Here is a 24,950-nt window from a genome sequence, read left to right as displayed (position 1 = left end):
GCTAACAGGAAATGCCAGTGGCTGTTGCAGTCGCTGGCATTTCCTGTGTATAAGAGGAGGTAAACCTATGGCAGATTTTAGAATGAAACGATGCGATACCTTTGGGACGGAATACAGGACCTTAAATGAAGAAGGGAAGAATGTTGCCCACTGCTATGTGACGTCCAATTGCTGGGATGGGAACCAGGCGGTAGTGACAGCCAGGCTGCCCAGCCTAAAAGACAGCAGTTGTTCCTATGTGTGGACGAATCTGGAGTCAGGAGAAGAGAGGCTGCTTTGTGAAGGCGGGGTCGGGACGGATTTTACGGTGAGGAACGGAAAATTATATCATGTAGAGGGGGACCGGTATCTGGCAACGGAAATCAGCACGGGAACCACATCAATATTATGGGAGGCGCCGTATCCTCTGGTCGGACCCATTTCCATAACCAATGACGGACAGTTCGGGGCGGCTTGCTGGAAATACGAGGACGGCAGCTATTCCATTGGCAGGATAAACTTACTGACAGGGAGCCATGAGGAGTTTCACCGCCAATCATTCCCGCCGCCCTTTAACGAAATATCCCACTGTATGCCAAGCCCTGTGGATCCGAACCACATGTTCTTCTGTCATGAAGGCCATTGCTGTTATATCACCAACCGCCTTTGGATGACGGACGTAATAAACGGCAAGACAGAGAATATCTTCCGGCAGCGCCTGGATCAGGACGGGAACAATGGGGAATGCTGCGGCCATGAGATGTGGAGTCCTGATGGAAAAGGTTTATATTTTGTTAAATACATATCTGCGACCATAGAACCAAGAGGAGTATGGTATATCGACAGGGAGACACATAAGACCCGCTCAGTGGCTTCCGGAGGCAAGTACTGGCATGTAGGCGTATCGCCTGACGGGAATCGGCTGGCTGCCGATACCCAGGTCCCCGGAAAATTCAGCGATGTGGTCTTAATTGACCAGGCCATGGAGATGGAAATTCCCCTGGTCAGGGCGGAAACCAATTGGGTCCATCCCTGCCACCCCCATCCGGTATTCAGCCCCGATGGGAAGAAGCTATGCTTCACCATGTTAAACGAAGCCGGAAATACCTGTGTTGCCATTGTGGATTTACCTGAAAAGTAAAAGAGAAATGAGAGATGAATCATATGATATTTTCATTGGAAAAGTTTGAAAAGAGGATGGTCGAATTGGAGTGGAGGCGCTACTGTGGGCTGGAGCCCATTACGCCTATGGAATCCATGGAAGCCACAGGGTGTGAAGATGTGCCTTATACGGAGCTTCCGAATGAATTCACGGGTACGGATATGCAGCTTTGTGATTTCTTTGTGGGACGGGACCGTTATCTGTGGCTGAGAAAGAAGCTGGTGCTTCCCAGGGCGATGGCTGGATATAAAGTGACAGGCCTGTTTGACTTTGGAGTTACAGGGGGCGGTGGCAACAGCGGCTTTGAGTCCCTGCTTTACGTCAATGGGAAGCCTTATCAGGGAATGGATTCCAATCATCAGGATGTGGCTCTGCAAGAATTTGCCGGCCAGGAAGCTGAACTGACTTTCCTATTATGGACAGGGTTAGAAGGCGGCGGGAAGAAAAAGACATTTTACCATCAGATGCTAAAGGCCCATGTGGGATACTTACATGAAGCGGCGGATAAGTTCTATTATTACTTAAAAGCGGTCTGCCAGGAGCTGCAGTACCTGACAGAAACAGATGGGAATAAATATATTCTGACGGACGCCATGGAAGAAGCCTTAAAGCTGATCAATTGGGATGAGGATAAGCTTCACGCAACCATCGTTGATGCTTTGGAACTGTTTGAAAAGCGGATTGACGCATCCGGTTGGAAATCGCCAGTAACCGTCAATTGCATCGGCCACACCCATATTGATGTAGCGTGGCTATGGCGGTTAAAACATACCAGGGAGAAATCCATGCGATCCTTTGCGACGGCCCTGCGTTTGATGAAAGAATATGATGAGTTCGTTTTCTTACAGACCCAACCCCAGCTTTATCAATATTTGAAACATGATTGTCCGGAACTTTATGAGGAAATTAAGCAGCGGGTAAAGGATGGGAAGTGGGAAGCAGAGGGCGGCATGTGGCTGGAAGCGGATTGCAACATCACATCAGGGGAATCCCTGGTACGCCAGATACTTTACGGTACGGAATTCTTCCGGAAGGAATTCGGAGTGGAATGCCGCTATCTGTGGCTGCCGGATGTATTTGGTTACAGCTGGGCGCTGCCTCAGATCTTGAAACAGTGCAATATCAAAACATTCATGACCACAAAAATCAGCTGGAACCAGTTCAACAGCATCCCCAATGACTTATTTACCTGGAGGGGCATCGATGGAAGCGAGATCCTGACTTATTTTGTGGATACACCTGAGGAGAACCAGGATTTTTCCGACCGTTTTTCTACATACAATGGGATGTTAAATCCCAGGGCCATCATAGGAAGCTGGACGAAATTCAAGAATAAGGATATTTCGAATCAGACGCTGGTGTCTTATGGTTATGGAGACGGAGGCGGCGGTGTGAACCGGGAGATGCTGGAGCTTTTACGGGTCATGAGCCGCCTGCCGGGACTTCCTGCTGTGAAGCCGGTAAAAGCCGGGCAATTCTTTGAGGAAATCCATAAGGATGCAGAAGCGGCAGGAGATAAGCTGGCGCTGTGGGACGGTGAATTATACTTAGAATACCACAGAGGCACTTATACCTCACAGGCAAGTAGCAAGAAGCGAAACCGCAAGCTGGAAAATAAAGCCCAGGAGGCCGAATGGCTCAGCGCGCTGGCCAGTCTTTGGGGCAGAGCCTCGGGAAAGGACAAATTAAAGGAGGCATGGGAAATCATCCTGAGGAATCAGTTCCATGATATCATTCCCGGCTCCTCCATCCGGGAAGTGTATCAGGATTCCATGAAAGAATACGATCTTGCGGACAGTCTGCTGAATCAGTTGAAGGAAGACGCCTGGGAAATGCTTGGCGAAAGAACGGAAAGTTCCCTTGAGGATAGCTGGTATACAGTATATCACGGCGGCGCCTATGACCAAAGGGGACTGGTGTTCATCAGTACGGAGAAAGACATCAGCTTTAATGATGAGCGTGGAAACCGGTTGGAGGCGCAGAAAACAGAAGGTGGTTATCTGGTGGATGTGCTGGTTCCTGCCCGCAGTTCGGTAGCTGTCCGGGGCTGCGGATATGGGGAAACTGAGGAATCTGAGTCTATATCCTCCTGCTGTGGTGGAGAGGCTGGAGATCCCGAAACCGCGCCGTTCTGCTGGGATGAAAGAACTGGAAGGCTGGAAACGCCATACTACACGATCTGCTGGAATGAAGATGGGCAGTTGTGCCGCATTTATGATAAAGAAAATGACAGAGAGGTATTGGCAGACGGCGAATCAGGCAATGTGCTGGAAATCTATGAAGACAGGCCGCTTAATCATGATGCCTGGGATGTGGACATTTATTATACTCAAAAAAAGGAAATTATGGAATGTACCAGGCCTGCAGAAGTGATAGAGGCAGGAGCGCTTAGAGCTGTGGTACGGTTCGCTTATCATTATAACCAGTCGGATGTGGTCCAGGATATGATTGTGTACCGGGACAGCAGAAGAATTGACTTTATGAGTGAAGTGGAGTGGCAGGAAGACCACAGGCTGTTAAAAACTTCCTTCCCGGTTAATGTGCGAAGTACCAAAGCGTCCTATGATATCCAGTTCGGCCATGTGGAACGCACAACCCATTTTAACACCAGCTGGGACATGGCCAGGTTCGAGGTGGCGGCCCATAAGTGGGCGGACTTCTCCGAAACCGGCTACGGTGTGGCGTTGATGAATGACTGCAAATACGGCTACAGCATCAAGGACCATATGATGAAACTTTCCCTGCTGAAAAGCGCAAAACATCCGGATGCCCAAGCGGATATGGGGCATCACAGCTTCACCTATTCCCTCCTTCCTCATAAGGGAAGTCTGCAGGAAGGCCGTGTCATTGAAGAAAGTACTGCTTTGAACCAACCGCTGGAATGCAGAGGAGGGAACTCCGTAATCTGCGGCAGGCAAATATTTACCTGTAACACCAATGCGGTACAAATGGATGTAGTAAAACCGGCAGAAGACGACAGAGGATTGATCCTGCGTATCCACGAATGCCATGGAAGTACGGCGGACGCAGTGATCACTTCGGATTTCCATATTACAGGTTATGAAGAGTGCAATCTTCTGGAACAGCCTCTCGGTATCAAAGGCCAGGGAGCGGAGATCCGATGCCGTATGAAACCGTTTCAGATACGGACCTTCAGAATAAGTTTAGAAAAATAATAAATAAGAAATCGTATTGGAAGGAGCACATTTTGCAGTTAATAGAGAAAATCACAGACAGAGTTGTACATGGCAGTGACAAGGAATGGGCCATGAACATCCATTCTTTTGATTGGGTGCCCGGAGTAGGGTTGTACGGTATTTGGAAAGCGTGGGAGGTTACCGGAAAGGATGAGTATTTGGATTTCCTGACTGATTGGGCTGGTAAGCATCTGGAGGATGCTTACCGGCAGAAGACCGTGAATTCTACGGCTCCTATGATTGCAATACTGGAATTGTATAAGAAGAGTAGTAAGGAAGCATATCGGAAGGTGTGTCAGGATATGGCGGAATACGTCTTAAAAGAAGCACCGTTAACCATTGACGGAGGTTTGGAGCATACGGTGACAGAGAATGCCAGCTTCGATAATCAGATGTGGGCGGATACGTTATTTATGGTATGCATCTTCATGGCCAGGTTCGGGAGACTGACCGGTAACAGAAGTTATACGGAATTTGCTTCGGACCAGTTGGTCCTCCATTACCGTTATCTGTGGGACGAGGAAACGGGGCTGTTCTATCATGGCTGGGACGGCACCAGCAGGACCCATTTGAGCAGCATCCATTGGGGACGGGCTAACGCCTGGATCATATACAGTACCGTAGAAATTCTCAATGAGGTGGGGAAATTCGAAGAAAGAGATGATGTAATCCGTAAGCTGCAGCGTCATGCCTCCTCTCTTACACGTTTGCAGAGAAACAATGGATTGTTCGGCTCCATATTAGATGACCCCACATCTTACGATGAGCTTTCTGCTTCTGCCGGAATCGCCTGTGGGATCAAAAGGGGCATCCGGTTCGGGTATGTGGACGGCAGCCTGGAGAATGCTGCCCGGCGGGTATATCAGGTGCTGCCTCATTACGTAGATGAGACAGGGACGGTTCAGGGGGTGTCTGGCGGGACGCCCATTATGAAAACAGCTAAGGAATACCGGGACATACCAGTAATACCTACTTTGTACGGGCAGGCCCTTACCTGCCTGGCATTGGCTGAATTTGAACAGGAGTGATAAAATGGAGCGAAAGGAAGTATATGCTGTCCAGGAATTATATCAGGATAACCTGATGGTGACCCATACTGTCTGCGGTGCCCATGAGTATGATATGAAAAACCTGCATTTTCATGACGGATTTGAGATTTGGTTCACACTGACGGACAACAGCGGATTCTACTTTGAAAATTGTTCCTATACGCTGAACCGGGGCGGTCTAGTGCTGGTCAATAACAGCGAGCTGCACCGAACCACCGCTCCGCCCGACGGAATCTTTGACCGCTATATCATATCCTTTGTGCCTGACTATATTGCAATGTTCAATACCGGTGAGGAGGACCTATTCCATGCATTTATAAACCGGCCCCAGGGAGTGGCCCATTATGTACAGCTGACAGAAACACAGACAGAGGAATTCCTGGATACCATTTCCCGTTTGGACCGTTATATTAAGGACAGCCGGTATGGGACGGAACTGCTTAAGAAACTGACCCTGACGGAACTGGTGACCTTGTGCAGCGGGTATTTCAAAGGTTCCGTCCACTATCAGGAGGAGCAATCCTCGGAACGTTTAAATCCGATTTTGCAATATATTAAAAACAACATAAACAAGGATCTGACGCTGGATACGCTGACGGCTAAGTTTTTCATCAGCAAGACCCATCTGATCAGACTATTTAAAGCCGTAACCGGGATGGCGCCCAATGAGTATATCATCATGACGCGCGTGATGAAGGCCAGGACCTATCTTTCGGAAGGGATGCCCATATTGAAAATCTGTGAGCTGGTGGGGTATGCCGATGAATCCCATTTTATCAGGACCTTTAAGCGGATCATGGGAATTACTCCGAAGCAGTACAGCAAACTCAGAAGAAAGATTTTTGATACGAAACCAAATGGAAACCAATAAAAGCAAGAACACGGAACCATTCTTTTGGAGAAAGGGAATGTACGATGATTGAATTTTTAAATCCTCAGGAAAAACAATTAAATGACAGGATCATGGGCAGGATGGATAAAAAATATGACAGGGAAGAGGCAATGATCACCCAGTGGCGCGGCAAACACGGATATCACAGTACACTGGTAAACCAAATGGTACATCCGACCTACGATTCCCTGAGTTATGCATATGAACGGATGAACCGGGGAACAGAAGAGAATTTTGAAGAGGCAATAAGAATCCTGCACCGGGTGGTACCTCTTCAGGATACCAATTCCGTTCATGATACCTATGGAATATGGCCGTATTTTATGGAGGAGACACTGGAGCAGATGGCTCCGCCGGATTGGAACTGGGCGGATTTCTGTGGTAAAAAGCTGCTGCAGATGCTCATCGATTACAGGGAACATATCCCGGCCGATTTAGCGGAGATGATGCACCAGGCAATCATACATAGCTGTAACTCTATCATCCAACGGAATATGGGTCCACACTATACCAATATTTCCATTATGGGAACCCTTGTGACCATGGTAGCCGGAGAGCAGTTCGGAGAAGATTCCCTGGTGGAATACGCGAAAAGAAGGCTGGATGGCTTGTATGCGTTTAACATCGGCCACGGGGCATTCCAGGAATACAACAGCCCTTCTTATACCTGGGTGGTCATCGATGATCTGGCCTCCATGATTCCTTATATCAAAGATAAAGAGGCTGTTAAGAAGCTGGAAGATATCAGCGGCCTGGCCTGGAAATGCATCGCAGACCATTTCCACTATAAAACCAAACAGTGGGCAGGTCCCCATGCACGGTTTTACGGAATGCTGGAAGATACCCAGCTGCTGATGCGGATCCAGAGGGCCCTTAGCTATCAGATATCCCTGGTGCCTCTTGATGAAGAAGGCCTTGATGAAAAGCTTCCCATAGGTTTTTTCAGTTCCAAGAGCGTGTGCCCAACCTGCTATGAGCAGTATTTTATCAATCCAACCAAAGAAAACCAGGTGGATGCGGTATTCATCCACGGCGAGAAACCGTGGGAGAGCGAAATCGCAGTCTGCTACCAGAATGAAAACTTTAACCTGGGCACTTTTTATAAGTCCAATTTCTGGAACCAGAAGCGCAACCATATCAGCTACTACGGCACGGAAGAAAAGCCTGTTTATTGCAGCATCAAATGCCTCCACGACTTTTACGATTATTCCTCAGGCCTTATCGTTACCTCTCAGGACAAAACCAGGGCGGTGTCAGTTACCGGCTTCGGAACCAACGGAGGGGACACACACTGCAATCTGGACATGGTAAAAGACGCAACCATCAAAGCCTCTGACTTAAGATTCCGATTCGAAATCGGCGGGGCAACAGACCAGGTAAACGCAGTGAAAACAGGAGACAATGTTTTCGATATTGAGATTGCAGACGCCTGCATACGCATCACATTCCCGTATGCAGAATTCGGAGACAACCATGTGGAACTTCAAATCACCAAAGAAGCAGAGCACGTCAACGAAACCGGCGGCCATAAAGACATCGGATCTGCCGTCTGCATTGACGCAATTCTATACCACGGAGAGGAAACCGACATCTGCTTTACAGATCTGACTGGTTGCTGCTGCGCCATCACATTTGAAATCATACCGAAAGGCGGCCAATTTGCAGAGCCCGCCACGGCATCCATAATCAACGGCCAATTGGTAGTGGAACAAGCCGGACTAAAAGCCGAAGGTCCACAGAAAGCATGTACCATGGAAGCGTTCAAGGAACTGGCAAAAGCATACAGAGATAGGAAAGAATATCAAGAAATCTATCTGAGATAACATGGAAAAACGCAGGAAATATAACATGACTGATAGAATCCAATGATTGAACGGGTGATAGGAAGGCACAGAGAACGATTGGCCATCATACACCCGTTCAACGCATTTATATCAGTAACTTTGAAAAAGGTCCTTGAAGCTTTATAGCCTTTGCTCACAGGCCCGCATCTCCGAAGGTGCAATTCCTGTGACCTTTTTAAATACTTTACTAAAATAGTACACGTCGTTAAATCCGAGGGATTCGGATATTTTTCGTAATGATAGATCTGGAAACTGAATCATAAGCTCTTTGGCTTTCTCTATTTTTAATCTTGTAAAGTATTCAATTGGGCTGGTACCTTTATATTTCTTAAAGACTCTGCACAAATACACTTTTGAAAGCCCCATTTCTTCTTCCAGGGTTTGAAGAGAAACATTGGAAGATAAATTGTTTTTAAAATAAGCAAGAATTGTTTCGACAAGGTCTTCGCCTGTTTTTGTTTCTGGTTCGTAGTTCATAAACATTTCAATTAGAAAATAGCAAAAATTATCCGCGAATTCTGAGTTGTTTGCGGAAAAAGAAATAATATTCTCAAGAAAATAGAGACTGTTATAATCAAATTCCTTTTTCAGCAAAAACTTTTGTTTGAGAGAGTTAAGTATAAATATAAGATCATTTCTTTCGTCAATATAGTGCCGCTGCTTCTGGGACCAGGACTGGAACAATCGCCTGATGTTGGAGAGCAGGAGGTCTGGTTGTTTTTGTTGGATGAGAAGCGCATATAAGTCTACGATATCGCCTAAAGTTTCTGCAGGAGCATTTTGCCGTGGAAGGCCCGCGTACACGCCAGTTTGGCCAAGAACAATATTTGCTATGGCGCCGTTGTAGCATTGGCGTACAGCTGCGGCCATCGCTTGTTTCTTCGTTACGGTATGAAAGACAGTAATATATTCTTGAGACACTTCCTGGAGGTTTTTTACAAATTGCTGCAAGGTAGCCTCCAGCATTTGGGCCTCGATATCCGAATAATTTAATATCATAACTTTTTCATTAGAAAAGAATCCATCAAAGCAGTGGATGAATTGCTTTGAATTGCGTTTAGGAAAAAGCCGCTCCATTTCATTGTTTGGAATATACCGTACATTGGGATGGATCATTGTTTCTACAGTGCTTAAAGGGTTGGAAATGATAATATAAATCAGAAAGAACGTATCCTGTCCCATGGTTGCTTCAAACGAAAGGGAATCATCTCCGACGAAAAATGAAATAATATTTTTACGCCGCCGTTTCACACGTTTTTTACAGCTGGCCAGACAGCGCCTCAGTTCTTCTAAATCAACTGGCTTCAATAAATAATCTGCGACTCCCAGACGGACCGCCTGCTGTGCGTAATCAAATTCCTGATAACCGCTTATGATTACGGGAAGGGCAGTACATCCGGCTTTCTTTAATTTATCAATCAGGGACAGTCCATCCATATCTGGCATACGGATGTCTGTTATTACAATATCGGGAGAGACATCCGGGAGCTGTTCCAGTGCGGAAACGCCATTGTCTGCAGTCCCGACAATTTCGTAATCCTCATTCAAATCAAGAATTTTTTGCTGCAGAACCTTAAGTGCATAAACTTCATCTTCTGCAAGAAAAATTGTGGTCATGTCACACCTCCGTAATGACTGTAATTTCAATGTATCCTCCGGAAGTATCCGGGTTGTTTCCAATATCAATAGAGAAAGAATCTCCATAAAGGATGCGAAACCGTATATAAATATTAGTAAGACCAAGATTTCCAATCTTCGTATTGACCACATCACCATGATCTACTAAAGTGGCGTCGCCTTCCTGGAACTGGCGGTAAATCATTGGTATGGCATCATTTGAAAAGCCGCTGCCATTATCCCTTACGATCAAGTGCCAGCCATTAGAAACCGGTTCAATCATTACCTCTATTTTCAGTTCATGGACTTGAGAGCTGAATCCATGCTTTACCGCATTTTCCACTAAAGGCTGAATTGTAAATTTGGGAAGGACGACCAATAGGAGGGAAGGATGGGCATGTATGCAGATGTTCAATTTTCCTTCGTGCCTTTTTTCTATCAAAGAAATATAATTATTTAAATGACTCAGTTCATCCTGAATCGTATATTCTCTCTTGGAGTAATCTGAGATATAACGCAGCATTTGTGAAAAACAAATGCAAAGGTTGGAAACCTCTTTATCTCCATTCATATAACTCACTGATTCAATCATGGAAATAGTGTTATAAAGGGTATGGGGGTTCATCTGTGCCTGTAAAGCCAGATAAGCTGCACGCTCCTCATTGGCGCAGGACTGAATATTTCTGGCAATAGCTTCTTTTAATTGATCGAACATGGTACGGAATGCCAGATTGATTTTGTTGATTTCTACAATGTTTGAAGTGGTATTCAGCGTAACATTCATATTGTCAAAGGATACCTGCCCGATTGCCTCGCTTAAGTCGGTGAGGGGGGCGGCCAAACGTCTTGTAACGATGCGGATTGTCAACAGGGATAATATGGCAAGGAGAAGGAAGATACTGCCGGTTAATACGATGATTTCCAGTCCATAGGGTACAAATTCTGATATAGGACAGTAAACGGCTGTAATCCAGCCGGAATATTTGGAAATATGATACGAAACCTGATTTTGCCCGAAGCGGAGGGAACCTGACTGCGCTCCTGTGCTGCATATGGTATCATACATATCAGCCAGCTTGGAATCAGCCTCTCCGGAAACTGCCGGATATATGAATGTGCCATCCTGAGAAAGAATAAGCACAGAACCGGAGGCCTCCGTAAGCTTGCAGTAATTTTCTAATTGGGAATAGAGATTTTGCACCTCAATGAATCCATAATTCTGTCTTCCATCGGTTATAGTCCTTGCCACAGAGTATACCAGCTGATGTTCCCCATCGAAGGTATCGCGGTGAGGAGGAATGAATACCTTTTTCCCGTTTGCGCTTAATACCTCTTCCCTCCATGGGTAAGAGAGAGCAGCCGCCTTGATCAAATCAGGATTTTCACCAGTTTTTGCAAGCGTATAATACGAAGAATCATTGAAAGCTATAATTCGGTAAGTGGAAAAAAGAGGGGCATCGAGAGCCACAAAATTTTCTACCACCTGATCACTGTAATTCATTAAGTCAGCAGCGGAATCAGAGCTTTTCATGATCTTCATAAACGATTTGTCAAAAAGCAGACCATTAATGATACGGTCCATCTCTTTTAAGGAGGCTTCTGTCTGTTCCTGTACTTTTAAAGAAAGCTGTGACTGTATCTGAACGTTTCGGTGATACTGTTCCCGATAGAGAATGAATAAAGAAATGGCAAAAAAAACAGTCAGGATCAGCAATAAAGTCGCAGAATAGGTTAGAAACATTTTTCTTATATAGTTTTGATCTTTTTTTATTTGAAAACACCACCTTTATCTGTGAAAAGTGTAACATAAGGTTTGGTGGAAAGCAATATTTTGGAGGTGCTTTCCGGGGCGGTTTAAGATATTACATCATTAGGTTTATGATTTTCTTTTGCGGCCTGTGTTAAATTGCATTATAATAACAGTAAGGCAATATGAAGGGAAAGAGGGGAAGGGCAAAAATGAAGATCAGATTCATGGGGGTTCTTACTGTTTTGCTGGTCTGTTTGGTTCTGGTGGGGTGTGTGGGTGAAAAGCACGTAAAAACAAATGATGAGGTAGCGAACGAGCCGGTTGTACTTACGTTTATGATGCCTCAGTCACACGATAAGGACTTTTTACAGGGGTTATTGAAGGAATACGAAAAAGAAAATCCCGGTTGCCGGATCGAGGTACAGAGAATTCCGGATAATCAATGGATTGACCTTGTGAAGTCAAAGGCAGCGGTGGGAGAAATGCCGGATATGATACGAATCGACCGAGGCCTGCTGGAGGAGGTCGGTACGGATCATTTTGTAGAATTTGGTGAGAAAGAATCATGGTATGGCCGGATTATAGAAGAGCAAAAGATCAATAAGGAAATAGAAGGCCATTTATTTGGTCTGCCGATTGGTTCTGTAAGCAGTGTCGGCATTATCTATAATTCTGAAATTTTTGAACGGTTGAATCTTTCCATTCCTCACAACATGGAAGAGTTCCGGACAGCCTGTGAACGTATTAAAGAAGAAGGGCTGATTCCGTTGTATACATCTGATAAAGATTCTTGGACGACACCGCTGTTTTTCAGTTGCATGGCAGTTCAATTGACAGAGAATCATCTGTGGGAACGTTTGCTGAATAATCAGGTTAAATGGTCTGAGGTTCCTGAATTTGAAACCATGCTTGGTGAAATCGCGGATCTTTATAAAGCCGGGTATACGAATCCGGATTCCCTGGAAGCTACTTATGAAGGGGCGGTAGATGCATTTGCATCCGGTAAAACGGCCATGTATACATCCGGTCAATTCTTTATTCAGGATGTGATAAAGAAGAATCCGGAAAGGGAAGTAATGATGATGCCGGTACCATACGATAATAAGGATCTTCTAGCCGTGCTCAGCGGACCGGGGATGTTTGCCGTATCAAAAGACTCTGAACATATTGAGGAGGCAAGACATTTTTTAGAATGGTTTTCCACGCCGGAACATATGGATGTATTTAATAAAGGCTGGAGTCATATGCCGGTATTTAAGGATCAGAAGATGGTTTTAAACAGCTGGCAGCAATATCTATATGATAATTACATTTCGAAGAATAAAACAGTATCAGAGATTAGTGAAGTATTAAGTGGGATTAATAAGAATGAATTCTGGAACAACCAGCGCGAGATGTTAGCAGGGCGAATGACAGCCAGACAGGTATTAGAAGAATGGGATCGTGATTTTGCTGAACAGATGAAATTTAAAGGAAAGACAGGCTGGCAGTAATCGTTTATGGAAAGAGGGTGGCTCAAGACATTTGAGCCGCCCTTTTTGTGTAAAAATGGAGGTTTGTGATTTTACATTATTCCAGTGCAGGATATTACATTTTGAATTTTTAATTTTGCGATATACTGAACCTGATAAAAGGGAAAGGAGAGCCATTATTTGGAAAACAGGAAGAAGGAAGAATTCTATCGCAGGATTCGTCCCATTTTTGGGATAGAAGAAAAGAGAAAAGCAGCGGCATACTGTATGGAAAACTGGCCGGAAGAAACAGCGCATGTAATAAAGACGGCTAAAGAAGCATGCTGCAATACGTTTTTATTTGACTTTCCATGGGATATGGAAAGAACCTATGAGCCGGTGAACTTTGTGAAAGAAATTAACTGGAACCTGATCCCGTTTGGGGACAGAGAGTTTTTGTGGCAGTTTAACAGGCACCGTTTTCTTCTCTGCCTGGGTCAGGCTTACCATCTTACCGGTAAAGAGCAATACGCCTTCCATTACGTCAGGCTTATGAGGGACTGGATGGAAAGAGTGGAACCGGGAGAATCCATTGATTTAGGGCCATGGCGTACACTGGAGACAGGAATTCGTGCAGAAAACTGGTTAAGATCGCTGGCATTGATGGAAGAAAGTGAATCCATTAGTGACGGGTTTATAGAAGAAGTGGAGCTATGTCTCGGAACGCATGGGGAACGTCTGCTGGAACATTTTAAAGAGCACAAATACATCAGCAATTGGGGGGTTTTAGAAAGTAGCGGATTGCTTCTGCTTTCCCTCATCATGCCCGAGGGAAATGAAAAGAAAAAGGAATATGAGAGGGCCGCCCTAAAACGCCTGGAGCAGGCGGCAGCGATCCAGGTTCTTACAGATGGCACCCAGTGGGAACAATCCCCTATGTACCATAATGAGGTTTATCATTGCTTTTTAAATGCGTATTATTATGGAACGCGCGGGAGACTTGTTTTGCCTGAGATCATAGGGGAAACTGTCAGGAAAATGGCGTATGTCAACGGGATCTGGATAAAACCGGATCATACTCAGTTTGCGCAGGGAGACAGCGATGCTTCAGATTTAAGGGACCAGATAACGGCGGGTGCGATTGTCTTAAAGGACCCTGTCCTTAAATTCTGGGGCTATGAAAAAGCGGATTATGAGAGCGCCTGGCAGTTTGGAATGGGTGAATGTGAAACCTATGAAGCTATGAAGAAGAAAGAACCCTCCTTTATGTCGGCGGAGCTGCCGTTTAGCGGGAATTATTATCTTCGCAGCGGCTGGGGGGAAGATGACAATCTTCTCCATTTTCATTGCGGAGAGACCGGAGGTGGACATGGCCATGCCGATAAGCTTCATGTGGATTTGGTTATAAACGGTGAGGATGTTCTGGTGGATTCGGGAAGATATACATACGTAGACGGACCTGACCGGTTTGCATTCAAAGAGCCTGAGGGACATAATGTATCTCTGGTGGACGGAGAACTGTTCAGCCGTTGTGAAACATCCTGGATTTACAAGGAGCTTTGCACATGCTTAAAGCAGCAGTATTACGAAGGACATTTCGGAGCTTATGTTGAAGGCAGCCATATGGGATACCTTGACCGAGGCGTGCTGGTGAACCGGAAGATCATCTGGATTAAACCGGATGTATATATTCTGGTGGATGATTTTTATGGCACAGGAAGGCATACCTTTAAAAGCCTGTATCACTTTTCAAGGTCCGGAGAGGTAAGCTGTGGAGAGAATAGACTCTTGTTTGAGGGAAATAAAACAAAAGCCTTCATCCAGTTCCCCCACAAAGACGAAACGCTGGAACTTTATGTAACGGAACAGTCCTGTCATTACAATGAAAAGTCAGAGAATAAAACCTGCAAGGCAGTCAGTACTGCAGAAGGCTTTTACAGCAGGATTGCTGTGATAAACGGAGGTCCGAAAGAAACGGCAGAGCCTGCCCAGGTGGAAATCCTTGGGTTATGGTCCGTGATTCACGAAAAGACGCTGGATCTGAAGGATGCGGAGGCTCTAAAGATTCTGGCAGATGGAAAAGAGTATATTATATTTTTAGCTCATAGGGAAGTATTGACTCCTACCGATATTTTACGGTATGAAAATTGCCTCGGCTATGGGAAAGCGGTACTTTTTGACCGGTCCGAGGAAAAGGAACAAGTGGTTACCGGCGAAATTCTGGCCTGGTAGCGGTAAACAGTTAATATAATATCGAATTTTAGCAGAGGAATTATATATGAACAGGGATAAAGCAGCAATGGCTTTTCAGAATGCCATGGAAATTACAATGAGACATCAAAACAAGTTTTTAAAGGGATTTCCGGCTCCGGCAAGCGAACATAACTGGTATCCGGTTATTGAAAATAATGACTGGACCGCAGGCTTTTACACGGGGATGTTATGGATGTTTTTTGAGGAAGGGAAAAACGGAAGCTTTCTGGCAGCAGCGAAAAGACAGATAAAAAGCTTCCGAAGCAGAATCGAAGAGCGGGTCGTGGTGGACCACCATGATATGGGATTTATTTATATGCCTTCCTGTGTGGCTGCCTGGAAGCTGACAAGAGACTCCTTTGCCAGAGAGACGGCTCTGCTGGCAGCAGATAACTTAAAGGCCAGATTTCAGGAAAAAGGGAATTTTATTCAGGCATGGGGGCAGCTAGATGATCCGGAAGAATACCGGTTGATTATTGACTGCCTGCTGAACCTTCCGCTTCTCTATTGGGCATCTGAGGAAACAAATGACATGTCTTATCAGGAAGCTGCGCTCAAACATTTAGAAACAGCGCGCAGGGTATTGGTTCGTGATGACCATTCCACGTATCATACCTATTATTTTGACCCGGAGACGGGAGAACCGGCGTATGGGGCCACCAAGCAGGGATATGCAGATGATTCGGCGTGGTCCAGAGGACAGGCGTGGGGCGTTTACGGGCTGGCACTGAATTATTCAAACTGCAGAAAGTCGGAAATCGTGACACAGTGGAAGGGTGTGACGGATTATTTCCTTTCTCATCTGCCGGAAGATCTGGCTGCCTACTGGGATTTTTATTTTATGTCCGGTGGCGAGCCAAGGGACAGCTCTGCGTCAGCGATTGCGGTTTGCGGGATCCTGGAGGCATACAAACAGGGAATGTGTGACGAGAGTTATAAAGAGAAGGCAGAGGAAATACTGGAAAGTCTGATTGACCATTATGCGGCCCGCCCGGAAGATGATGGGAACGGTCTTTTGAAACATTCTACTTACGGCCGTCTTTTAGAAGAGGGAATTGACGAATACTGCCTCTGGGGAGATTATTTTTATGTGGAGGCATTGATGAGAGTGATGAATCCCGACTGGGAGCCTTACTGGTTATAAAAAGCCCGGTTTATTATTTTGCATTCATACAGGTTACGATCTGACATTTTTTTTTGGTATACAATTTTTTATAATAAGTTTACAAGGCAGACAACGCTCTGTCTAAGTACATAATGGAGGTATTTAAATGAAAAGGGTAAATAAGGTATTGGCGGCAGCATTAGCAGCAAGTATGGTTTTATCAGGCTGTGGAGCCGGTACATCCAAAACAGCAGAAAGCAGCCCTTCTGAAGAAAGCAAGGGAGCAGAAAGTGTGGCAGCAGAGACCATAGAGCAGGGGTCCAAAGAACTGGAAGGTACGTTGGTGTACTGGTCAATGTGGAATGATACGGAGCCTCAGGGAGAGGTATGGCAGGAAATCGTTGATGGTTTTATGAAAAAGTATCCAAAGGTTAAAGTAACCGTTCAGTGGTGCGGACGTGATAATAAGAAAATTTTAAAGCCTGCAATGGAAGGTAATGAGACAATTGATATATTTGAATATCCTTTTGAAATTGATTTAAATGAATATGTTCTTGATCTGTCTCCCTATGTGGATAAGGTGTATGATACCACAGACGGAAAACCTTTTAAGGATACCTTGATTCCCAGCCTTTTGATTACACCGGGAACCATGACCGGACGGACGGATATTCTTCCGGCAGTAGGCTATAAGCCATGGATGTCTTTGTTCATGTACAACCGGGCCATCTTTGAAGAGGCCGGCGTAACAGCGGAGCCAAAGACCTGGGAAGATTTAGATGCGTCCTGCGCAAAGATCAAGGAAGCCGGATATGTTCCGATCACCTTTGACGATGCTTATGCTTCCTGGCTTCCCGGCATGTATCTTGCCAGGGAAAAAGGCCAGGACTGGGTACAGGAACTTGTAAAGGATACCACTGGCGAGATGTGGAAGGATGAAGCGGTGGTCAATATGGCCAAGGCATTTGAGGATTTTGCAAAGAAGGGTTATTTTGATGCCAATGTAAGCGGCAATAAATGGCCGGCAGGGCAGGTGGATTTTGGAAACGGAAAGGTTGCCATGTACTATAATCTGACCGGTCTGCCTACCGAGGTTGCGGATATCGCCGGACCTGATTTCCAGTGGGGCGGCTTTTCTTATCCTGATGTAACGGACGGCGCAGGACGCTGCGGCAAAGAGGATCCCACTGGTTGTACGCTGCTGGCTGTAAACAAAAACACTGCGGATCCGGAGCTGGCCATGGAATTCGTGGCATACGCCTTAAGCAAGGAAAATGATGCTAAAATGGTGGAGCGTGCGGGAACCACACCTGCAACCGTGGATACTCAGTGGCCGCCGGCTCTGGCAAACATGAAAGATGCTTTGGAATTCGTAGAGGTACCGCTTAAATCGGGCGGGGATATTGCATCCAATCCGGATTTGTCCCCTACAATATCTGAAAACTTTATCAAACTGGCAGCAGGACAGATTACCGCAGATGAGTTTGTTACCAATATGGCGGCAGCAGCAAAGCGGTAGATGCACATGCGGCAGCATCTTAAGAAGTATGGAAGAGGGCGGCGCTCTCTTCCATATTATATGCCAAAAAATGGAAGGAGAAGGTGAATATGAAAAGCAAAAAATGGTTTGTCGTGCGTTTTCTGGCTCCGGCAATGCTATGCCTGTTGGCTATTTTTCTCTATCCTGCACTGAGAACGATTCTGATGAGCTTCAACAAGGTGGGCTTTGTGACGGACAACATGAAGGATTGGGAATTCATCGGATTTGCCAATTACACCAAGCTGATGGGAAGTCCTCTGTTCAGAAGGTCCCTGTGGAATATCTTGAAGATCTGGATAGGAGGGGGAGTGGTCATACTGAGCCTTTCCATGCTGTTTTCTGTCATCATTACCTCCCGAATCAAGGGAAAAAAATTCTGGAAGGCCATGCTCTACCTTCCCCATATTATCAGTTCAGTGGCACTGGTTACCATGTGGATGCAGTATGCATACCACAATCAGTATGGGCTGTTCAAGCGACTGTTTGAGCTGATTCACTGGAATTCCATGGCACAGTTTCAGTGGACTGCACCGGAGAATCTTTTTCTGGCAATGATGATTGCCTACAGTTATGCGGGAGTAGGATTTTATATGCTGATTATGGTGGCAGGAATCGATGGGGTTTCTGAGGATTACTATGAGGCTTCCCAGATAGAAGGAGCAGGAATCTGGCAGCAGTTTTGTTATATCACCCTTCCGATGTTAAAGGATATCATTAAGAGGTGTATCGTTCTGTATTCGGCTTCGGCTGCCGGCTTCTTCGTATACTCCACGTTGTTCTCCTTTAATACGGAAAATGCAACGGTCACCCCAATGGTATATATGTATGAAGTGGTGTTCGGTACAGGAGTCGGCTCCAGCAGTGCAGAACTAAACGTGGGCGCAGGTGCTGCTGCAGGCGTGCTGATCATGCTTGTGGTACTTATTGTAAATGCCGTACTGAACCGTATCATCCCTTCAGAAGATGGACAGTGAGGAGGAAATAGAAAATGAATCGCTTTGGAAAGAGAGAAGTACGATGTAAGAAACAACTTCGTTTTATCCCCGGTTATCTTCTTCTGGGAATATGGCTCGCATTTACAGTGGCTATGATCGGTTGGATTATCCTGGCCTCCTTAAGCACAACAAAGGAGATCTTTGGAAATCAAATATTATCCAGTGGACTGCATTGGGAGAATTATGCCAATGTGCTTCGGAAGCACAAGATGTCGGTATACTTTGCAAACAGCATCATATACAGTCTGAGCGGCTGCATAGGGATCATTCTGATTGCAGCTCCGGCTGCTTATGTGCTTTCCCGTATTTCGTTTCAGGGAAAAAGTGTCATTAACAATGTGTTTGTCATTGCCATGTCTATCCCTTCTGTCATGCTGGTGATGCCTCTTTTTAAAATGGCAACCTCCATTGGTCTGATTGGCTCCCGCTGGACTCTAATTATTCTCTATATCTGCATCAATGTGCCCTTTGGCGTATTTTTCCTTATTGGTTTTTTCATGTCATTGCCAAAGGCACTGGAGGAAGCTGCAGAAATTGACGGTTGTACGCCAGACCAAGCATTCTGGAAAGTTATGTTCCCACTGGCCCAGCCAGGTATCATCACCTTAACGATATTTAACTTCATCAATATCTGGAACGAATATTTTATGGCTCTGATTTTTGCCAATAAAACAGGGCTTCGTACGGTTTCCACAGGACTCCAGGCAATTGTTCAGTCTATGAAATACTCCGGAGACTGGGCCGGTCTGTTTGCCGGTGTCGTTATTGTATTTCTGCCGACATTTATCCTGTATCTGTTTCTATCAAATAAGATAATGGCAGGAATAACAGGCGGGGCTGTCAAAGAATAAAGAGAGGGAGAGTACTATGCATCAGGTTGTATTTCGGAATGTGCCAAATGACTGGCATAATGCGCTGCCGGTTGGAAACGGTAAAATGGGTGCCATGATATTTTTTCGGGACCACGAGCTGCATATCGCGTTGAACCACTATGACTGTTATTATCATATTTTGCCGAAAAAAACAAAGGATGACCGGAAAGATCAGGAGAAAAGTACCTTTGATGATCCTGCCAGGATGCTGCGGACATATGAGGAGTTACGCCAGGTAGTTTTGGAAGAAAGGACAACGGAGGATTACGGAAGGGCTCACTATCTTAAAATCCTTCACCCGGAACAGACAGGAAAAAGACCTGCATACAAAGGCTCCAGCTATCCCATGGCAGGTGAAATCGTATTATACCTGGATGAAAACGTAGATACCAGCACCTCCTGTCTGCGGCTGGCAATTGAAGAGGGAAAGGTATATTTTTGCACAGGAAAGAACGGAAAAACGGCAGAAGCAAAAATATTTGTCCCAAAGACAAAGGATGGCGTGATCATAGATATGAAGCAATCTGCAGATGGATTGTGGAAGGAGGCATCTATGACCACTCCCTCGAAACGGGGGCAGGGGGCTTATCACGTGGCCACAGAGGTCACTGAACATATTATATGCTTTCGAACTTCTTTTCAGCAGGATAAAACGACTGCTAAAGAGGAGGAAGTTACACCGTTTATCCAGGAAGCGATTTTATACCTGCCGGAGTCCGGAAATTTTGGGGAAGGAAAAGAAAGCCTGTGTTTTCCCGAAGAAGCGAAGCAATTTACGGCATTTGCAGCGGTTATGCCGGGAAATGGCATGGCTGTAAAGCAGGGAAGCTATCTGGAATGCGGACAAAAGGATCTGGAACGTACCCACGATAACGCATGGAACCAGTTCTGGACCAGTTCTGTGAAGCTGCCGGATTATTTCCTTGAGACGCTTTGGCATCTGCATGTCTATATGATGGAATGTTCCTGCGGGAGAGGAAGTGCTTATCCGGAGCAGGCGTGCGGATTAAGCGGTCTATGGGATATCCGCAGACCTAATATGTGGGGAAGTATGTGGTATTGGGATGCCAATATACAGACTGCCTTTTATGGAACCTATTCTTCCGGTCACCCTGAGCTGTTAAAGATATTCTGCGACGGATACCTGGCATATGAAGAGGAGATCCGGGAATATACGAAAAAGGTCTATGGGACAGAGGGCTGGGCCCTTGATTATCCCCATACCCTGTACCACTGTATCCAGCCCTGGTGTACCCAGTTCTTATGGCTATATTATCAGTATAGCGGCGATATGGAGTTTCTGGAGAAAAAGGCTTATCCTGTTATGCGGGAACAAATACGTTTCTTTGAATGGCTGGCGAAAAGAGATGAGAATGGTATTTTTCACTTGGAACTGGATATTTGTCCGGAGCAGGGAACCATTGGCTGTGATACCGTAATTACGATCGCCTGTGTAAAGAAGCTTCTTATCATGGCGGTAGAAGCTGCTGGTATTTTAAACAGACCGGAAAGTGAAGCTGCCGGAATGAGAGATATTCTTTTTAACCTTCCGGAATACAGTCTCACCTCGGTTGGAAGGAGATGGAAGGATTCCCCAAAGGTGAATGACAACCTGTTTATGAGACATCCTTCTGTACTTATGCCTGTATTTCCTGCCGGTGAGGTTACCTGGGAAAGCGATAAGATGGTACGGGAAAAAGCGGAAGAAACCTTAAAATATGCAGTAGAGCATACGGAAATCGGAACCTTTGGCCCCGGCTGGCTGGCCATGGCGGCGGCGAATTTAAAGAAAGGTACATCTGCACAGCGGATATTATATGAAAAGCTGCTGGACTACGAGCTGCATTCCAATGGCTTAGGATATGAGGAATCAGAGAGGTTCATCAATTACTGTCACATTACAAAGCTGGCACATGAACTGCCACCCATGATGGAGGTGTCAGGATGCATTGTGAATACGGTTAATTTGATGCTTCTCCAGGCAAAAGAGGCAATCCATATATTTCCTGCCATTCCCGATGGCGATGATAGGTTCATGGAAAAAATCGTACAATACAGGGAGGATGATGAGGAAGTGGCCGGGGAATATCCAGACTGGAAAGAGGTGGAGTTTACCGGACTTCTGGCTCCCGGAGGTTTTATAGTATCGGCACAAAGGCGGAAAGGAAAGACCACCTATGTCTGCGTGGAAAGCACCAGGGATAATTGCCTGAAGCTTCAAGTACCGGGTGAACTGAGTAACAGCGGAAAGCCTTATCTAATACAAAGGCAGATGAAACAGGGTGAACAGATTGAGTTTGGGAAGAAATCCCAGCAGCCGATTTTAGCACTTCCGGAAGTATTCATCCATAAAGCGGCACGGACCCACAGGAGAATATTCATTGGAGAAAATGAGGATACCGGCTTTTATAAGGCTGTGGATTCATTTACCTGCGCCTATGGTTTTGCGAATGACAACCGCTGCATGTCCACACCATACATTTTTGATTTTGGGAGAACGGATATCATAAAGAATTATGATCCTGTTTATCACAGACAGTCTTATCTAAACGGGCAGGCCCTGGTTTATGCAGCCGGACCTCAGTCTGTTGGAATTCAGGCATACAGCGATGATCTGGGGTATGGTTTTCTAAATCCCCGGGGGATCGCTATAAAGGACAGAGGGCGGCCGGATGATTTAAGACGAGATTTTCTGGAAGGCTCGGAACAGACAGAGTTTTTATTGGAACTGCCCAAAGGAAAATATGATTTTCTGGTCATTTCCGGAGATGAAGTGGAAGATTCCCTGACCACAGTAAGCCTTCCGGGGCAGGGAACCAGGATGGTTGGGGCCATTATTAAAGCAGGACGATATCAATGCAGAATTCTTCCTTATATCCAGCAAAGGGATGGGGATGCTTTCATCCGTCTGGAAACAGGCAATGGCATGAAGTGGAAATTGAATGCTATATTTGTTAACAAGGAGTATGCTTTTTTATAAAAAGGGATTGGGGTCGCAGAGGCCTATAGTATTCCGAAGGAGTCATTCCGGTCAAATGCTTGAATTGCCTGAAAAAATGAAATATTCTAAAGTTTTATAACATATGGGTTCAGAGAGTTTTGTTGTTGAATTTTAAAAATGACAAAACTATGAAAACGACAAAATCAAATGATTGAGTTTTGTCGTTTTTTTATGCTCTTTTGACGCCCTTTTCGGAAATTTTATAACAGAAAATCTATGAAACAAATGAAACAATCATGAAACAAATGTAAAACTTATGACTATATTGACAAAGATATTTTATTACATTATGATCAAATCGTTAATAATGATATAATTATTAGTTTAAAAATGAAAAATATAGTAATTATATATAACTATTGTTTCTGAAACAAATTGAAAGAGGTGAAAGTAATGCCATTGACAGTTAGAGAAATTGCAAAAATTGCAGGTGTTTCTCCAGCTACTGTTTCAAGATATTTTTCTGGTAGTGGCGTTGTGAGTAAAGATGCGGCCAGAAAAATAGAACATGCTTCCAAAGAGCTGGGGTATACACCAAGATTTAAAAAGTGCAAAGATAATGGCGTCATAGCTGTTTTGATTCCTAATTTACAACTAGGCTTTTATGGAGAAGTGTTAAAAGAATTGATAGAAGAAATTCCAAAATATAATTACAGAATCGTATTTATACCAACCATACCGGACAGTGAACACTATAAGATATTCTTTAAGGAAATGAACATTGTAGGCGTGATATATTTTGATGAATTCATTGATCTGGATATTATTAACTACATCGCTTCCAAGAAAATTAAAACTGTGATGTTTGCCGGGGGATCTCTTGACAGCAGGTCAGAAATGGTTCATATCAATGATATTGCAGCCGCCTATGAAGGAACTAAATATTTAATTAGTCTGGGGCATGAAAAGATAATAATTCTATCAGATTTTTTGAAAAATATCGGATCTTCTTTTCAAAGGTTTACTGGTTGTAAACGCGCACTTGATGAGATAGGAGTTGACTTAAATGAAAATGAAATGTTAGGATGCGGCACTGTTACTTATGAAACTGGTTATCGGTTAACAAAACAATTCTTAGACAAGAAAACAGACTTTACCGCTATTTTTGCTTTTAGTGATGAGATGGCAATGGGAGGAATATCTGCTTTGCATGATTTTGGGCTTAAGGTACCGGAAGATGTATCGGTTTTGGGGTTTGATGATATTGCCATGGCAAGCAGATTCATACCAAGATTAACCACGATACATCAGCCAATCATAGAATTTGTTACGAAAACCTTAGAGGCTTTTCAGGATTTAGACAATGTAAATGATAAAGTAGAGATTACACTGCCATATAAGATTATAAAGCGTGACACATGCACTGTAAATAAGGGAGTAAATATATATGAAAAATAAAAGAATAGGGGCATTAGTATCTGAGATATTAAGACTGATTTATCTGATATTCTTTGTGTTTATCTCAATTGGACCATTATTATGGATTATAATGTCTTCATTTAAGACGAACAAAGAAATTTTATCATCTGCATTCGCATTACCTACAAACTTTAGTCTGGCAGGTTATAATGCAGCACTTAAACTGGCTCCTATCTTTAAGTTTTACAATAACAGTTTATTGATTTCCATGGCTAGTACAATTCTAAATATACTTGTAGTATCAATGGCAGCATATATTTTGGCAAGATGTCGGTTTAAAGGGAAAACATTTTTAACATTATTGCTTTCCTCCTCGTTATTAATACCTACTTCCTCCTTATTAATGCCAATCTATATCATTATGACAAAGATTGGTCTGTATGATACGAAAACAGGACTAATCATTGTATATGCAGCATTAGGGCTTCCCTCCTCGCTGTTTATTATAAAGAGTTATTTCCAGAGTATACCGGTAGAATTGGAAGAAGCAGCTTATTTAGACGGAGCGGGTTTTGCAAAAACTTACTTTTTAATTGTATTTCCAATTGCTAAATCGGGATTGGCAACTGCAGCAATACTCCAATTCTTAACTTCATGGAATGAATTCATGTTCGCATTAATCTTAACAAAAAGTACTTTGGCAAGAACATTACCATTAGCACTCAATTATTTTACATCTCAGTTTTCATTTAATTACACGGCGATGTTTGCAGCGTTAGCCATGGTGATCATTCCTAGTATATTAATTTATACACTGCTGCAGGAACAAGTGACAGATAGTATGGTAGCCGGTTCAATTAAAGGTTAGGCTGAAAAAATCACTT

Annotated in this window: 16 protein-coding genes; 14 read left to right on the top strand and 2 right to left on the bottom strand. The window is 44.5% G+C overall.

From position 1 onward, the window contains the following. Window positions 1–67 precede the first annotated feature (67 nt). The 5 genes from BMW45_RS23790 to BMW45_RS23770 are packed head-to-tail and all read left to right on the top strand — an operon-like array spanning window position 68 to window position 8,102. The gene (locus tag BMW45_RS23790; protein WP_092249809.1) at window positions 68–1,120 is read left to right on the top strand and encodes an oligogalacturonate lyase family protein; all 1,053 of its coding nucleotides are present in this window, start codon (window positions 68–70) and stop codon (window positions 1,118–1,120) included. A 14-nt stretch (window positions 1,121–1,134) separates the two neighbouring features. Continuing rightward, window positions 1,135–4,317, top strand: coding sequence for an alpha-mannosidase (locus BMW45_RS23785; RefSeq protein WP_242883218.1), 3,183 nt, complete (start codon window positions 1,135–1,137; stop codon window positions 4,315–4,317). A gap of 32 nt (window positions 4,318–4,349) precedes the next feature. Beyond that, window positions 4,350–5,366 (top strand): glycoside hydrolase family 88/105 protein, encoded by a 1,017-nt coding sequence (locus tag BMW45_RS23780; protein WP_166433464.1) that lies wholly within the window; start codon window positions 4,350–4,352, stop codon window positions 5,364–5,366. 4 nt (window positions 5,367–5,370) lie between these two features. Next, a complete protein-coding gene (locus tag BMW45_RS23775) occupies window positions 5,371–6,258 on the top strand; it encodes an AraC family transcriptional regulator (protein ID WP_092249804.1) in 888 nt (295 codons plus the stop codon). 44 nt (window positions 6,259–6,302) lie between these two features. Beyond that, window positions 6,303–8,102 carry a hypothetical protein gene (locus BMW45_RS23770; RefSeq protein ID WP_092249801.1) on the top strand — a complete coding sequence of 600 codons (1,800 nt, stop codon included), beginning with the start codon at window positions 6,303–6,305 and terminating at the stop codon, window positions 8,100–8,102. Window positions 8,103–8,243: 141 nt separating this feature from the next. Here BMW45_RS23770 and BMW45_RS23765 read toward each other — a convergent pair whose 3' ends face one another. Together BMW45_RS23765 and BMW45_RS23760 are read right to left on the bottom strand one after the other, a co-directional pair. Beyond that, window positions 8,244–9,740, bottom strand: coding sequence for a response regulator transcription factor (locus tag BMW45_RS23765; protein WP_166433463.1), 1,497 nt, complete (start codon window positions 9,738–9,740; stop codon window positions 8,244–8,246). A 1-nt stretch (window position 9,741) separates the two neighbouring features. After that, window positions 9,742–11,481: a cache domain-containing sensor histidine kinase gene (locus BMW45_RS23760; RefSeq protein WP_092249795.1), complete on the bottom strand. Its 1,740-nt coding sequence runs from the start codon at window positions 11,479–11,481 to the stop codon at window positions 9,742–9,744. Between the two features lie 218 nt (window positions 11,482–11,699). Here BMW45_RS23760 and BMW45_RS23755 point away from each other — a divergent pair, with 218 nt between their 5' ends. From BMW45_RS23755 to BMW45_RS23715, 9 genes are all read left to right on the top strand, one after another. Continuing rightward, window positions 11,700–12,983, top strand: coding sequence for an ABC transporter substrate-binding protein (locus BMW45_RS23755; RefSeq protein ID WP_166433462.1), 1,284 nt, complete (start codon window positions 11,700–11,702; stop codon window positions 12,981–12,983). 159 nt (window positions 12,984–13,142) lie between these two features. Continuing rightward, window positions 13,143–15,173 (top strand): heparinase II/III family protein, encoded by a 2,031-nt coding sequence (locus BMW45_RS23750; RefSeq protein ID WP_092249789.1) that lies wholly within the window; start codon window positions 13,143–13,145, stop codon window positions 15,171–15,173. 46 nt (window positions 15,174–15,219) lie between these two features. After that, window positions 15,220–16,338: a glycoside hydrolase family 88 protein gene (locus BMW45_RS23745; RefSeq protein WP_092249786.1), complete on the top strand. Its 1,119-nt coding sequence runs from the start codon at window positions 15,220–15,222 to the stop codon at window positions 16,336–16,338. 127 nt (window positions 16,339–16,465) lie between these two features. Continuing rightward, window positions 16,466–17,818: an ABC transporter substrate-binding protein gene (locus BMW45_RS23740; RefSeq protein ID WP_092249783.1), complete on the top strand. Its 1,353-nt coding sequence runs from the start codon at window positions 16,466–16,468 to the stop codon at window positions 17,816–17,818. Between the two features lie 89 nt (window positions 17,819–17,907). Further along, window positions 17,908–18,813 (top strand): carbohydrate ABC transporter permease, encoded by a 906-nt coding sequence (locus tag BMW45_RS23735; protein ID WP_092249780.1) that lies wholly within the window; start codon window positions 17,908–17,910, stop codon window positions 18,811–18,813. Window positions 18,814–18,827: 14 nt separating this feature from the next. Continuing rightward, window positions 18,828–19,685, top strand: a complete 858-nt coding sequence (locus BMW45_RS23730) for a carbohydrate ABC transporter permease (protein WP_092249778.1) — start codon at window positions 18,828–18,830, stop codon at window positions 19,683–19,685. 16 nt (window positions 19,686–19,701) lie between these two features. Then, window positions 19,702–22,686 (top strand): glycosyl hydrolase family 95 catalytic domain-containing protein, encoded by a 2,985-nt coding sequence (locus BMW45_RS23725; RefSeq protein ID WP_092249775.1) that lies wholly within the window; start codon window positions 19,702–19,704, stop codon window positions 22,684–22,686. Between the two features lie 414 nt (window positions 22,687–23,100). Then, window positions 23,101–24,105: a LacI family DNA-binding transcriptional regulator gene (locus BMW45_RS23720; protein WP_242883217.1), complete on the top strand. Its 1,005-nt coding sequence runs from the start codon at window positions 23,101–23,103 to the stop codon at window positions 24,103–24,105. Then, on the top strand, window positions 24,095–24,934 hold the full coding sequence (locus BMW45_RS23715; RefSeq protein WP_092249772.1) for a carbohydrate ABC transporter permease: 840 nt from the start codon (window positions 24,095–24,097) through the stop codon (window positions 24,932–24,934). Before BMW45_RS23720 ends, BMW45_RS23715 begins: the two co-directional genes overlap by 11 nt. Window positions 24,935–24,950: the final 16 nt, after the last annotated feature.

The organism is Lacrimispora sphenoides (genome assembly GCF_900105215.1).
GTDB classification, from domain to species: domain Bacteria; phylum Bacillota; class Clostridia; order Lachnospirales; family Lachnospiraceae; genus Lacrimispora; species Lacrimispora sphenoides_A.
This window is presented reverse-complemented; position numbering and strand designations above follow the sequence as displayed.

Bases quoted from the DNA above. Each gene is read 5' to 3' on its own strand.
- BMW45_RS23790 (WP_092249809.1), top strand. From the start codon at position 68: ATGGCAGATTTTAGAATGAAACGATGCGATACCTTTGGGACGGAATAC.
- BMW45_RS23785 (WP_242883218.1), top strand. From the start codon at position 1,135: ATGAATCATATGATATTTTCATTGGAAAAGTTTGAAAAGAGGATGGTC.
- BMW45_RS23775 (WP_092249804.1), top strand. From the start codon at position 5,371: ATGGAGCGAAAGGAAGTATATGCTGTCCAGGAATTATATCAGGATAAC.
- BMW45_RS23770 (WP_092249801.1), top strand. From the start codon at position 6,303: ATGATTGAATTTTTAAATCCTCAGGAAAAACAATTAAATGACAGGATC.
- BMW45_RS23765 (WP_166433463.1), bottom strand. From the start codon at position 9,740: ATGACCACAATTTTTCTTGCAGAAGATGAAGTTTATGCACTTAAGGTT.
- BMW45_RS23760 (WP_092249795.1), bottom strand. From the start codon at position 11,481: ATGTTTCTAACCTATTCTGCGACTTTATTGCTGATCCTGACTGTTTTT.
- BMW45_RS23755 (WP_166433462.1), top strand. From the start codon at position 11,700: ATGAAGATCAGATTCATGGGGGTTCTTACTGTTTTGCTGGTCTGTTTG.
- BMW45_RS23745 (WP_092249786.1), top strand. From the start codon at position 15,220: ATGAACAGGGATAAAGCAGCAATGGCTTTTCAGAATGCCATGGAAATT.
- BMW45_RS23740 (WP_092249783.1), top strand. From the start codon at position 16,466: ATGAAAAGGGTAAATAAGGTATTGGCGGCAGCATTAGCAGCAAGTATG.
- BMW45_RS23735 (WP_092249780.1), top strand. From the start codon at position 17,908: ATGAAAAGCAAAAAATGGTTTGTCGTGCGTTTTCTGGCTCCGGCAATG.
- BMW45_RS23730 (WP_092249778.1), top strand. From the start codon at position 18,828: ATGAATCGCTTTGGAAAGAGAGAAGTACGATGTAAGAAACAACTTCGT.
- BMW45_RS23725 (WP_092249775.1), top strand. From the start codon at position 19,702: ATGCATCAGGTTGTATTTCGGAATGTGCCAAATGACTGGCATAATGCG.
- BMW45_RS23720 (WP_242883217.1), top strand. From the start codon at position 23,101: ATGCCATTGACAGTTAGAGAAATTGCAAAAATTGCAGGTGTTTCTCCA.
- BMW45_RS23715 (WP_092249772.1), top strand. From the start codon at position 24,095: ATGAAAAATAAAAGAATAGGGGCATTAGTATCTGAGATATTAAGACTG.